Source organism: Pseudomonas sp. NFR09 (assembly GCF_900111535.1).
Lineage (GTDB): Bacteria > Pseudomonadota > Gammaproteobacteria > Pseudomonadales > Pseudomonadaceae > Aquipseudomonas > Aquipseudomonas extremorientalis.
The window spans coordinates 178,150-190,359 of sequence record NZ_FOIH01000006.1; the positions used below are offsets into that span (position 1 = coordinate 178,150).

11 protein-coding genes and 2 tRNA genes are annotated in these 12,210 nt (G+C 51.1%); 9 read left to right on the plus strand and 4 right to left on the minus strand.

Annotated elements, in window-relative coordinates:
* Positions 1-382: 382 nt before the first annotated feature.
* Positions 383-712 carry a hypothetical protein gene (locus BMX59_RS15265; RefSeq protein WP_093123007.1) on the plus strand — a complete coding sequence of 110 codons (330 nt, stop codon included), beginning with the start codon at positions 383-385 and terminating at the stop codon, positions 710-712.
* A gap of 131 nt (positions 713-843) precedes the next feature.
* Entirely contained in the window at positions 844-1,803 is a 960-nt protein-coding gene (locus BMX59_RS15270) for an ArdC family protein (RefSeq protein ID WP_093123369.1), read from the plus strand.
* Between the two features lie 130 nt (positions 1,804-1,933).
* Here BMX59_RS15270 and BMX59_RS15275 read toward each other — a convergent pair whose 3' ends face one another.
* A complete protein-coding gene (locus BMX59_RS15275) occupies positions 1,934-2,131 on the minus strand; it encodes a DUF7740 domain-containing protein (RefSeq protein ID WP_093123372.1) in 198 nt (65 codons plus the stop codon).
* Between the two features lie 219 nt (positions 2,132-2,350).
* On the opposite strand from BMX59_RS15275, the gene mobH reads away from it, so the two are divergent.
* The 7 genes from mobH (at position 2,351) to BMX59_RS15305 (ending at position 10,076) form a co-directional block, all read left to right on the plus strand.
* Positions 2,351-4,075: a MobH family relaxase gene (mobH, locus tag BMX59_RS15280; RefSeq protein ID WP_093123010.1), complete on the plus strand. Its 1,725-nt coding sequence runs from the start codon at positions 2,351-2,353 to the stop codon at positions 4,073-4,075.
* A gap of 213 nt (positions 4,076-4,288) precedes the next feature.
* Positions 4,289-4,582: a hypothetical protein gene (locus BMX59_RS30175; protein ID WP_139212890.1), complete on the plus strand. Its 294-nt coding sequence runs from the start codon at positions 4,289-4,291 to the stop codon at positions 4,580-4,582.
* Positions 4,579-5,151 carry an ABC-three component system protein gene (locus tag BMX59_RS15285; RefSeq protein WP_093123014.1) on the plus strand — a complete coding sequence of 191 codons (573 nt, stop codon included), beginning with the start codon at positions 4,579-4,581 and terminating at the stop codon, positions 5,149-5,151. Before BMX59_RS30175 ends, BMX59_RS15285 begins: the two co-directional genes overlap by 4 nt.
* Positions 5,145-5,651 carry an ABC-three component system middle component 5 gene (locus BMX59_RS15290; protein ID WP_093123019.1) on the plus strand — a complete coding sequence of 169 codons (507 nt, stop codon included), beginning with the start codon at positions 5,145-5,147 and terminating at the stop codon, positions 5,649-5,651. The genes BMX59_RS15285 and BMX59_RS15290 overlap by 7 nt, the downstream gene beginning before the upstream one ends.
* Before the next feature lie 124 nt (positions 5,652-5,775).
* A complete protein-coding gene (locus BMX59_RS15295; protein ID WP_256572966.1) occupies positions 5,776-7,554 on the plus strand; it encodes a coiled-coil domain-containing protein in 1,779 nt (592 codons plus the stop codon).
* A gap of 481 nt (positions 7,555-8,035) precedes the next feature.
* Positions 8,036-8,818 (plus strand): phage Gp37/Gp68 family protein, encoded by a 783-nt coding sequence (locus BMX59_RS15300; protein WP_093123027.1) that lies wholly within the window; start codon positions 8,036-8,038, stop codon positions 8,816-8,818.
* Between the two features lie 31 nt (positions 8,819-8,849).
* Positions 8,850-10,076: a three-Cys-motif partner protein TcmP gene (locus tag BMX59_RS15305; RefSeq protein ID WP_093123031.1), complete on the plus strand. Its 1,227-nt coding sequence runs from the start codon at positions 8,850-8,852 to the stop codon at positions 10,074-10,076.
* 380 nt (positions 10,077-10,456) lie between these two features.
* Here BMX59_RS15305 and BMX59_RS15315 read toward each other — a convergent pair whose 3' ends face one another.
* The 3 genes from BMX59_RS15315 to BMX59_RS15325 all read right to left on the minus strand — a co-directional run bounded on the left by BMX59_RS15315 (position 10,457) and on the right by BMX59_RS15325 (position 12,148).
* Positions 10,457-11,743, minus strand: coding sequence for a tyrosine-type recombinase/integrase (locus BMX59_RS15315; RefSeq protein WP_093123036.1), 1,287 nt, complete (start codon positions 11,741-11,743; stop codon positions 10,457-10,459).
* 233 nt (positions 11,744-11,976) lie between these two features.
* Positions 11,977-12,053 (minus strand) — tRNA-Asp (locus BMX59_RS15320).
* A 19-nt stretch (positions 12,054-12,072) separates the two neighbouring features.
* Positions 12,073-12,148 (minus strand) — tRNA-Val (locus BMX59_RS15325).
* Positions 12,149-12,210 lie beyond the last annotated feature (62 nt).

Consider the following 12,210-nt stretch of genomic DNA (forward strand, 5'->3'; position numbering starts at 1 on the left):
TGACCGTTTATCAGTTTCCCCGGTCGAAAAATCCTCATTGGAAGCCAGAAGACAAGCTCCGCGAAACATCGTCTCTACAGCGATTGACCCAGATAAATCGTCCGGCTAAATACAAGGTACGGATCGCTGTTATCGACAGCACTTTCCCAGGTAGCCAGAACCTTCAAGGCTACGTCACTTCGATGATGGTTCCCCCCAAGTGCGATTAGCGTTCGGTAGCTCGCACGGTGACCGTTTCTACGGTGATGAACGCCTACTGCTCTTATGAGCGCATTTCGAGCTCTGCTCGTGAGGTAAGCCCTCTTGATTCTCTTCAACCCACTGCGGGGAAATCTTTCTCCGCACGGGACAGGTTTCTTCGCGTTTTCAACGGAGACATACCATGCCCGACTCACTTACACCGGAAACACTGAACACCCTTCGGTTGCCCATCGTGTTCACTCCTGGCGCGTGGCAACGCGCAGTACTGCTCGATCAATCCGATCACGCTGAGAAGCTGCAGGTCGATCGGTTGAGCCACGTATTGCGCGCAGCCTTCGAAGCCCACCTGGCCTTTCCGCACAAGCCTTATGTGCTGTTCGAGGTAATGCATATTGAACCAGCCGATCACTTAGGCCACGACCCGTTGCTGCAATTGAGTCTGAGCCTACTCCAAGAGCCGGATCAGCCTAGCGCCTTGCTGATAGCGCTTGAAGGAGAACACCAGCGCTAAGCGCAATGGGCGGCGTTCAACTCCACATTCGAACGGCATGCAAGACCTGCACCTGTCCAGCACATCACCCAAACGGGGAACCCTCCCCGATGGGCACGGCGTTCCTCCGTTTTTCTCTCGAGGAAATTGCCATGCGCGATATCTACCAAGACGTAACTGACAAGATCGTTACTGCGTTAGACCAAGGCGTTGCACCCTGGATCAAACCCTGGTCCTCAAGTGGCTCCGCTCACATCGGTCATCAACCCTACCCCGTCAACGCCATCACGCGACGTCCGTATTCGGGCATCAATTTACCGCTGCTCTGGGCCGAGGCCAGGTCGCAGGGGTTCGCTCAAGATCGTTGGCTGACTTTCAATCAAGCCAAAAAAGCTGGCGGGCACATTCGTAAGGGTGAGCACAGCACTCTAGCGGTGCTTTACAAGCCGATGGAGCGCGAGGAACAGACCGAGTCAGGCCAACCCGTACTCGATGAAAACGGTCAACCGAAGATCGCTCACTTCGGCATTCTCAGGACGCATTTTCTGTTCAACATCGAGCAAACGGAGGGGCTCGAAACGCTCAATGACACCTTGCTCGAGACGGAACAGATTGATCCCTTCCAGCCCAACAGAGCCGCGGAAGATCTGCTGTTAAGTTCAGGTGCATGCATCGTTCATCGGCCCGCCGACGAGGCCTTTTACCACCCGATCAGGGATCTCATCCAACTGCCGAAAAAAACACAATTTCACGATGAAGGCGGGTACTACGCCACTGCACTTCATGAGCTGACGCACTGGACCGGGCATCACGCTCGGTTGCAGCGCGACGGCGTGACGTCAGCCTGTCCGTTCGGCTCGCCAAGCTACGCGTTTGAGGAGTTGATCGCCGAGATGGGCGCTGCTTTTTTATGTGCCTACGCCGGTATAAAGGGGGAGTTGCGGCACGAGGGCTACATCGACTCCTGGCTCGGCATGCTCAAGGCTGACAAACGGGCGATCTTTCGCGCCAGTGGTCAGGCCCGAAGCGCCTCGGAGTTTGTACTCAACCTGGAGCAGCAACGGAAGCAGATGATAATGGATGACTCACGATGCATGAACGATGTAGTGTGATCATTATCTCACCGCTGCAATCGCATCAAAGGGCCCAACACGAGTTGGGCCCTTTTTTCTGCGCCCAGAAACCCCATGCTGCGGGGGCTCTGATGCAAGGAGTAAGGGATTTGCACACACTCGCAGCCTGTCATTCCGCATCCAGGTTCTGCGCCAGATAATCCACCAGCTCGAGCGGGCTTCGGCTATCGATTACCTTGTAGATTAGATCACGCTTACTGCGCGGCAACTTCTTGACCACGCTCTTCGCCGAGGCCCGGACGGCTTTGTCGGTCCCATGGATACGTGCCGCGAGCAGCAGCACGAGCGTAGCGTCAGTGAGGTTCATGGCAAGACCCAAAAAATATGCACCGCAGTGTACCGACTCTTTTCTTTGCCGTACTAGCCCCAACAAAACGATGCATAGCAGTATCGATATTCCGATTGCCGCGCAAAGGGACACGCGCCAAAAGGACGGTAAGGGTTGGAAAGGAATGGGGGGCAAGGGTAAAAGCCCTATCCGAAAAGGCTAAAAGGCCACTGACCCAGCCACTTCCCGGAGGTCACGATGCTCAGCCTGTTTCGCCGCAAAAGGCAGAAGCCCTCTCCGCCACTGACCGTCAACGTCGCCGAAGGTTACCTGCCCATCGAGTCGGCTCACAGCTTGTTAGCTGCGGAGCACCGCCGCCAGTTGCTCGATCGCATCTGGCAGTACACCGCCCTCTCCCACGCACAGTTCATCCAGCTCTATTTAGATCCGATCCATCGCTACGCCGAACAGGTCCAGCAACTCCCGGCCAGCGAGACCCACCACCATGCGTATCTCGGCGGTATGCTCGACCATGGACTGGAACTGGTCGCCTGTAGTTTGAAACTGCGCCAATCCTATCTGCTTCCCACCGGCGCTGCGCCCGAAGACCAAACCGCCCAGGCCGATGCCTGGTCGGCGGGTATTGCTTATGGTGCCCTACTGCATGACATCGGCAAGATCGCCGTAGACCTGCTGGTCGAACGCCAGGATGGCCGTGTATGGCATCCTTGGCAGGGTGCCCTGGATCAGCCCTACCGTTTTCGCTACCTCAAAGGCCGCGACTACCACCTACACGGTGCCGCCGCAGGCTTGCTCTACACCCAAATTCTCGATCGTCCTATCCTGGACTGGCTCAGTGGTTTTCCGTCGCCGTGGGCGAGCCTGCTGTATGTGCTGGCGGGCCAGTACGAACGTGCCGGCGTGCTGGGTGAGCTGGTTATTCAAGCCGACCGTGTTTCCACTGCGCAGAACATTGGCGGTAACCCAATCAAGGCGCTGCAAGCGCCGATTCATTCGTTGCAACATCACTTGATCAGCGGACTGCGTCATCTGGTTCAGCACGAGCTGAAACTCAACCAGCCGGGTGCCGCGGGTTGGTTGACTCAAGACGCACTCTGGCTGGTCAGCAAGACCGTCACCGACAAGTTGCGAGCCTATCTGCTATCGCAATCGATTGAGGGCATTCCCTCCTCGAATATTGCTGTGTTCGACGAACTGCAATCGCATGGGCTGGTCGAGTCGACTCCAGAAGGTAAAGCGATCTGGACTGCGCAAGTGACACAGGGAGACTGGCAGCAGAGCTTCACCTTTTTGCGCCTTCAGCCGGCGTTGATCTGGGGTAGTGAAGACCGGCCCGAAACTTTCAGCGGAACGGTGAGCATTGCAGCCAATGACACCCCGGCTGAAACTCCAGCAAAGGCACCAGGTCCCAAGGCAGTCAGTACAAGATCAACTCAAAGCACATCGCAACTCGATCCCCTTGCGCTAGAGGATGCCGATTACCTCGGAACGTTGCTGGACATGTTCGAGTTGGAAAAGCCTGAGGCCAGTGATGCACCGTCAAAAAACGCTCTTGAAACTTCAACCCTCCCTTCGGATAACCCTGGCTACGTATTCCTGAATTGGGTCAAGGAAGGCCTCCTAAGCCACAAGCTAGTCATCAACGACAGCAAGGCCAAAATCCACACGGTGAGTGGCAGCATATTTCTGGTCACGCCTGGTCTCTTCCAACGTTATGTCCAGGAGTTTCCTGGCGTTTCGCAGGGTTCAGATCAGGAGATTGAAGAATGGCGTTGGGTACAGAAGCAGTTCGAGAAACTGAAGGTCCACAGGAAGCGAGACAACGGTCTGAACATCTGGACATGCCAGGTACAAGGTCCCAGGAAGAAAACGACCTTGAAGGGATATCTGCTTGCGGAGCCGAAGTCACTTTTAGAATCGGTACCGTCAGATAATCCTTTTCTTAAAATGGCAGAAGCTTAATACATAGCATGAGGGCGTCCGACGTAAGGCTTGAGAGGAAGCCTCAGATGCGTCGATCTAAACGGACACCTGCCTAGGTATGGAAGCGGCTACATGTCCAAAAAAGCTATCGCATTCGGATCGCACCTGATTGCGTGAGTTCGCGATTCCGTGCCTTTACGATGGCCCTCGAATACACCATGATAGCGTTTTGACCACAAGCTTGGGTTCATCATGGACGAATTTTGGAAAAGCGCTGTCAAGTATTGCGGCAGTGCGGCGCTAGCTGGCCTGGTGGGGTACACGGTTTATCCGCAAATCATCTCCTCGCCTTACCTCAAGAATCTGACACATACCGAACTGTTCGCTCTGATGTGCCTCCTGGTGGTTGTGACCGTCGCATTATGCGTAGCATTGATTAATGCCGGTACAAAAGGACGCTCTGGAAGCAATACCGTGAACATCAAGGGTTCCACAGTTCATGGTTCAGTGCGGGCGGGCAACGACACAAACAACTCGTCCAAATGAATAAAGCAAGCATTTGGGGCTCAAGCATCCAGGGCGGCGTACGTGTGGGTGATGACACCAACTACGTCATCAACCTACCCCCTGCAGATCCGACTGCAATTACTCGCGCACTTGCAAGAATCCAAGAGTTGAGTGAGCACGATGAAGATTTCATGTACTTCATCGAACGTCTGGATTTTTTTACCAACCAGAAAACTCAGTCTCCGATGATCGGGCTGGAGCAAAAACTCAAAAACGGGGGGCGTGAGGATTTGGTAGAGGTAGCAATCGAGCGCAAAGATACCTTTGCGAAGAGATTAATGAAGTCCCAGCTCAATCGAAGACGACAGGCTATCTTTCTCTACATTCTCCAAAAAATTAGTTTTGGCTTCGAAGAATCCATTCGACCGCTAATAAAACAAAATGTCCCGAATGATGTTATCGACGGGGTAATCCTCAACGGAATTGTCGATACCATTTACCGGGAGATTATGGCGGAAGACTTCACAATAGATCAGTACATGATTTCAGGGATGTTATATTTTCTCACTGGTAAGTGCCACTTGATCTGGGAGAAGCCAAAATGCTGATGTATCACCCAGCCTTCGATGCAAACCACTGCCTTTACAGAATAATATCAATTCTCAATGCGACTGGTAGCACGCCAATTAGTTGGCCCCTGTTTCGCATGCTTGATTTTTATTATTTGTTCCCTAGTCAGCTGAAGGCGATAAAACCGTGGCCCAGGGAAATCGGCAAGTACAAATCAAAAACCGCTAACATTCATGATCAGTTTGAAGATTTGACAAATCCCGCTCGCACATTCTTTGACCTCCAAAGTTTCCAAAAGGCAGCAACACTCGAGCTTATTGCGAAAGGTTGTTTATCGAAATCCGAATTCGATAAAGGCATCATGCAGTTAGAGCCAGACGCTTTGCCGCCCGGGTATATTGCACTCCTTGAAACCGATGAGTTTTTGAGGAGCGACGCATTCATAGTCATTACAAAAGGTCTGCCAGAAGCACCTTTTTACGGATCAAACGGACTCAAATCTCGCTCCGGCCTAATAGAATTTATTTATGACATCTAAGCCTTCAACATTATTTGTGAACCGATTCATAATTACCAGGTCGGGGAAGGCGGTGTATGACGCAGTATTCCACAAGGGCGTCAATATAATCCGAGGTGCTAACAGTGTGGGAAAGTCAACAATCATGGACTTTCTATTTAGCTGCCTAGGTGGGGATATAGCCGAAGATCGGTGGAATGAAGAAGCACAAACCTGTGATGGAGTTTTTGCTGAAATTGAGATTAACGGTCACGTGATGACCATACACAGGACGGTAGAGCCTGGAAAGAAGCCACCCATGAGCTTTTTCGGAGGGTCATACAATGAACTCCGCGAAGCAGGCACGTCAGCCGTGTGGCAAAAATATGGCTTGATTCGAACCGACGAAAAATTGAGCTTTTCTCAACAAATCTTTGAGCTACTAGATTGGCCTCACGACCAAACTGATGACTTTGCCAACTTGACTATTCATCAGGTCTTGCGACTGATTTATGTCGACCAAGGCACCGCAGTAAACAAGATCTTGAGGGCTGAGCACACAACCTTCGACAAGCCTAGCATGCGGCAGGCGATAGGTGATTTCCTACTCGGCCTTGATGATCTCGGGATTTACTCGCTGAAGCAAAAGCTCGCAAAAGCCGAATCAGAATTCGCCAAAATTGATGGGCAATTAGACTCAATCTACAGATACGTGTCGCCATCCGAAGGCACGTTGCGTGAGACCTCACTCAATACCGCCATCAAAAATTCCAATATCGAACTACAGGAGCTTCTAGCGGAACGCGAGCGCCTGATTGTCCAGCCTGAAGAAACCTCTGACGCGGCGCTTAATGTAGAGGCGGAGAAGGCAGCCAAAGCCATTGGTGAGCTTTCTAAGGAGATCGACATTCGAACTGCTAAGCAGGCGGAGATGGTGAATGAAATAGTAGAATCCGAACTTTTCATTTCGGCAATAGACTCAAGAATCAAATCCCTTAAAGAGTCGAAGACTGCCTATGACTTTTTTGGCGAAGTAAGATTTAAATTTTGCCCAAGCTGTCTTTCCGCCATTACCAATCACGAGAGAGATCAGTGCCACCTGTGCAAAACCAAGATTGATACCAACTCTAGAGAGGCTTCTTATTTAGCAGCCTTGAATGAGCTGATTTTTCAAAAAAAGGAAAGCACTCAAGTATTACTTGAAATGAGGACGAAGTTTAGTGAGCATTCCCATTATCTGGGGTCTAACCAGCTTGCACTTCAAGCGTTAAGGGCCAAACATGTCACAACTTTACGTATAAGCTCCAACCGGACTCTGCAACTTAACGAGGTCTCTACAAAAATCGGAAGCGTAGAGGAGCGGATTAAAAATTACGACACCAAAGCCAAGCTGGTTGCTGCGATAGAGGGTCTCATCGAGAAGAAACGGGTTCTTAATGAGTCCATTCTAAATCTGGCAGAAGACATCAAGATCAAGAGGGGTCAAACTAGCACGCGCAGAGAAACTGTTGAAAGCCGCATTTCTGAAAAGACAGTCGAATTGCTGAAGCAAGATGGTGGTTTCGAGCCGGCCTTCAATAACGCCGAAGTGGTGATGTTCGATTTCGGCAAAGATTTTATGCTTGTTGATGGTCGTTCAAAATTCTCCGCAAGTTCGGAAACGATTCTTAAGAATAGCTTTCATCTTGCGATCCTACTGGAGTCGTTGGAAGATCAGACGATGCGTTACCCTAGGCTTTTGTTGCTGGACAACACTGAAGACAAGGGAATGAACTCCGACCGTAGTCAAAATTTTCAGCGAGTCTTGGTAGAGTCCCTATCGCATCATAATTCCACGCCTTTTCAGGTCATCATGACGACCTCCATGGTTGACCCGGAGCTAGACAAAACTGCACTTTGCGTAGGGCCGCATTATGCGAAGGGGATGCACACGCTGAATCTGTAGAGCAATTGGCTAAGCCTTTGCACAGTGTGAAGACTGACGAAACCGTGTCTAATAAGCTAAGAATCAGTGTGAAACTGTAGAAGTCTCCCAACACGGAAGAGCAACATTGTAGGACGTTTGGCGTCCTTTCCTGATGGCGGGACAGCAGAAAGCATATTGCCCAGACCTGTCTGCAAGGCGTATGTGCGACAGGACGCTCAATCACCACTGGTGAAGACCTTTGCCACAAGGCTTCGCCCGATCAATTTTCGCCTGTCATCTCATTGCGGCTGCCCTTATTAAGTCGATAGCTCCGTCAGACTCAGCCTAACTCCCAGAAGACGCTAAACTGGATAGACATCCAGTGCAAAAACCATATGAGCCGGTGCTGCTCCATGTAGCTGCCCTTACGGCAACGAATTCATTATGATGAACCCCGGATTCGGCTCGCTCGGACATAAATGCGCCAGCTAGGAACGCAGACGAGGAGCTAGGAAGGGATATGGCAGAGACACAGATCGAGTGGACGGACTCTACTTGGAACCCAGTAGCTGGTTGCTCCATCATTAGCGCTGGGTGCAAAAATTGCTATGCCATGGAGATGGCGCGCCGCCTCGAGGCCATGGGCACTCCCAAGTACGTTGGACTGACCCGCAAAAAGAATAAGCGCATCGTCTGGAACGGTTCAATTATTGAAGATCACGACTCTCTGGCCATCCCCTATCGGTGGAAGAAGCCCAGAAAGGTGTTCGTGAACTCCATGAGCGACCTGTTCCATGAGAAGGTCAGTGATGAGTTCATCATCGCGGTCTGGAAAGTTATGCGAGAGACCCCTCGTCATAATTATCAAATCCTAACCAAGCGTCCTGAACGGATGAAGCAGATCCTAAACGAGGTTATCACTGAGGTTTTGCCAAACGTCTGGTTAGGCACCTCGGTTGAGGATCATGATGCCGCTGATCGTGTCCAGTTTCTCAAAGAGACTCCCGCTCAGATCAGGTTCATATCCTTCGAACCGCTAATAGGGCCAGTGGGCAGCATTGATCTGTCACAAATCGACTGGGCAATCGTGGGCGGGGAAAGCGGTACTAAAGCGCGCCCTGTGAAGGAGGCCTGGATCGATGAGATCTACACACAATGTCTTGAAAGTGGTACAGCATTTTTCTTCAAGCAGTGGGGAACATGGGGCGAAGACAATGTTCGCCGCTCTAAAAAAGCCAACGGTAGAGAATATCGTGGCAAGACCTGGGATGAAATGCCTATAAAGCTGGTAGGCATGTCCTAGTAGATTGACCGTAGCCTGATAAGGAAGATCCATGGCTGAGAAGAAATACGCTTGGGAGGAAGGCGCGACCCTTGCTGAGCATTCAAGGAAAAAGCATCAAATTCTTCGTGAGTATTTCTACGAATACGTCATCACGCGCTGCAAGCACCCTCAGGTAAGAAAATTCCGTCTTGCAGTAGTCGACGGGTTTAGCGGTGCTGGTAGGTATCACTGTGGCGCAGCCGGCTCACCTGTGATTTTTGTTGAAGAATTGAGCCGGGCCATCAATGCCATCAATATATATCGCGCCTCAAGCAATTTGCCTCTGGTTGATATCGAATGCAGCCTCATTCTGAATGACGCCGACCGCAATGTGATTGAGATTCTCAAGGGCAATCTAGCCCCAACCTTGATTCAAAGCACCTTATCGAACAGTCATCTGAAAATCATACCGCACTATTTCAGTGACTATTTTGAGACCGTATATCCCGCAATCAAAGCTTTGATTCGTTCAGAGCGACATAAGAATATTATTTTCAACCTTGATCAATGTGGTCATAGTCATGTACGGACTGAGACGCTCACCGACATGATGAGCCTTAATGACTCTGTTGAAGTTTTCTACACGTTTTTCATTACTGCCCTACTAGCTTTTTTAAAACAAAACGACCCAAATGCACTTGGAGCACAGCTCTCTTACCTACAGCTGACTGATCATGACTTTGAAGCTCTCGTTGAGCAGACTTCCAAACGTGCATGGCTGGGTGTAGCTGAACGTATCGTATTTGATAGCTTCAAAAAATGTGCGAAATTTGTCAGCCCTTTTTCTATCAACAACCCTGAAGGTTGGCGATACTGGCTTATACATCTAGCAAACTCTCATAGAGCCAGACAGGTCTACAACGACATTCTTCATCAAAATAGCGAGATGCAAGCGCACTACGGACGATCTGGCTTGAATATGCTTGCCCATGATCCGAACGAAGAAAAAACTCTATACCTTTTTAATACTTCTGCACGAGATCAGGCAAAGGATCAGCTACTGGAAGATATCCCGCGTTTCTTACAAGATGGTGGGCAACCGCTATTGGTGAAGGATTTCTACGAGCGAATTTACAACAACACCCCTGCACATAGCGATGACATCAACGCCGCGATAATCGGAAGTCGCGATCTTTCGGTAAAAACTTCAACAGGCGGTGTCAGGCGCAAGCCAGGACAGATTGATACCAAGGATTATATTGAATTCAAAAAGCAGGCAAGCTTCTTCTTCAAATAGGGAGAGACTCTCGATGGAGTTAGGACTGCAATCATCACGCGTATAACCTGCTCGCGGCTGGGCTGGCAATTTCTATAGCTAAGGACGACAAATGTCCCCACCAATGGCGAATCCCAATCTCGAAATCACAACAACCGAATTCGAGCGGTTGGTCAGGGATCCTCAAGCAGGGTGGTGAACTAACCTCGCACGAGGTGATGCAACACGTGAAGGTAGAGGTCTAGGACTCAAACTACTAGATCGACGTCCTAGTGAAATTCCAGGCGTTTGCAGACGCCAAACTCACGGTTCTGATTAAATCCAAAAAATACCGAAACGCAGCCGAAGGAGAGCTGGTTCAGGTACTGCACGACAATACAAGCAGCAGATTCCTACCACGCTCAAAAATCCATTGAACGTCGGCCGCGCTGCGCCATGTATGCTTCTGGCCTAGGTGGAGCAAAGCCGATCTCTAGGGCATCTAATAAATCCGCCCAATACTGCATCATCTTACGTCTCGGCTCGACGTATTCCGCATGATTGTACGCAGCCCGAATTTGATTGGCATCAGCATGGGAAAGCTGCGCCTCAATCCACTCTTCCACAAAGCCAACCTCGTTGAGCGCCGTTGAGATGGTGGCCCTGATGCCATGCCCGGTGAGCCTTCCTTTGTAACCCATCCGGCTGATCGCGGTGTTAAGGGTATTTTCACTGATCATTTCCTGCGGTTCGTATCGGTGAACCAGCAGGTACCGCGCACCGCGCGCCCTTAACTGCATTAGCCGCTGCACAATTGCAATTGCTTGGGTAGACAGTGGAATTACATAAGGTGGGATCTCATTCCCCTGGGTTCGAACACGACTCCGGAGTTGCTTGACACCCTCCGGCGGCACCAGCCAGATCCCCTTGTCGAGGTCGAATTGGTCTGGCGTCGCCGCCCGTAGCTCTCCTGTACGCACCCCTGTCAACAGCAATAGACGGATACCAAGCCGTGTCGCTTCTGCACACCCATAGTTGGTTACGGTCCTGAGCAGTCCTGGAAGTTCATTTACCTGGAGGAAAGGATTATGGCGAACTGGCCGCGGCGTCTCGGCAACGATATCAAGATCTGCTGCTGGGTTCACATCAACGAGCCCTTCCGCTATGGCAAAACGGAAGATCTGGTTGAGCCAGGTGCGCACCTTTCGAGCAGAGACCAGCGCCCCTCTGCGCTCAATTCGCCTAATGAGCTCCAGCACGTCACCACGAGAAATATCTGAGATCGGAAGATCGCCCAAACACGGCAGCATGTCCTTCTTCAGGTATTTGCTCGCTTGCCCTGCACTGCCCTTCTTACTTTTCGTCAGCTTTTTACTTCGGAACTCATGCCAGCGACCAGCAACCGCTTCAAACGTGTTGTTGGCGGCGTGAGAGGCTTTTTGGCGCTCGGCGCGACGATGTGAGCGGGGATCGATATTGTTGGCCACCAGCGCGCGTGCAGCCTCTCTCCGCTGGCGAGCCTCCTTGAGACTGACGTCGGGATAGATGCCAAGGGAAATACGCAATTGCTTGTCATGCCAATAGAAGCGGAAATGCCAGCGCTTCGAACCCGTCGTGGGCACTTGCAGAGATAAGCCATCCCCATCAGTTAACGTGTAAGGCTTGCTGGCGGGCTTGGCTTGCTTGATCGCTGTATCTGTCAGAGCCATCAGACACCTCCTTTTGCATCAAGGAGGGGAATACAACCCAGCGGTAGACGGACCAAGACAAAAATTGATGCGCAAGGAATCGTAAAATGCTGTGCGAGCGGTGTACTTAAATGTGTACTTAAAAACCGTGGCTGGAGATGGATTCCAGTAGAATTCAGAAAACGAAAAAAGCGGCTCAAGGCCGCTATTTCCGCAGCTTCCAGGCGTTCAGTGGGCCTTAGTGGAAGCAAATATGGCGCAGCGGACGGGACTCGAACCCGCGACCCCCGGCGTGACAGGCCGGTATTCTAACCGACTGAACTACCGCTGCGCGTAACACATGAAGCGAATGGTGGGTGATGACGGGATCGAACCGCCGACATTCTGCTTGTAAGGCAGACGCTCTCCCAGCTGAGCTAATCACCCTTCGTTTCGGTGTGGCGCGCATTCTACGGAGCGACCTTAAGTCTGGCAAGCACTTTCTTAAA

Bases quoted from the DNA above. Each gene is read 5' to 3' on its own strand.
- BMX59_RS15265 (WP_093123007.1), top strand. From the start codon at position 383: ATGCCCGACTCACTTACACCGGAAACACTGAACACCCTTCGGTTGCCC.
- BMX59_RS30175 (WP_139212890.1), top strand. From the start codon at position 4,289: ATGGACGAATTTTGGAAAAGCGCTGTCAAGTATTGCGGCAGTGCGGCG.
- BMX59_RS15315 (WP_093123036.1), bottom strand. From the start codon at position 11,743: ATGGCTCTGACAGATACAGCGATCAAGCAAGCCAAGCCCGCCAGCAAG.
- BMX59_RS15270 (WP_093123369.1), top strand. From the start codon at position 844: ATGCGCGATATCTACCAAGACGTAACTGACAAGATCGTTACTGCGTTA.
- BMX59_RS15305 (WP_093123031.1), top strand. From the start codon at position 8,850: ATGGCTGAGAAGAAATACGCTTGGGAGGAAGGCGCGACCCTTGCTGAG.
- BMX59_RS15275 (WP_093123372.1), bottom strand. From the start codon at position 2,131: ATGAACCTCACTGACGCTACGCTCGTGCTGCTGCTCGCGGCACGTATC.
- BMX59_RS15295 (WP_256572966.1), top strand. From the start codon at position 5,776: ATGGACTTTCTATTTAGCTGCCTAGGTGGGGATATAGCCGAAGATCGG.
- BMX59_RS15290 (WP_093123019.1), top strand. From the start codon at position 5,145: ATGCTGATGTATCACCCAGCCTTCGATGCAAACCACTGCCTTTACAGA.
- BMX59_RS15300 (WP_093123027.1), top strand. From the start codon at position 8,036: ATGGCAGAGACACAGATCGAGTGGACGGACTCTACTTGGAACCCAGTA.
- mobH (WP_093123010.1), top strand. From the start codon at position 2,351: ATGCTCAGCCTGTTTCGCCGCAAAAGGCAGAAGCCCTCTCCGCCACTG.
- BMX59_RS15285 (WP_093123014.1), top strand. From the start codon at position 4,579: ATGAATAAAGCAAGCATTTGGGGCTCAAGCATCCAGGGCGGCGTACGT.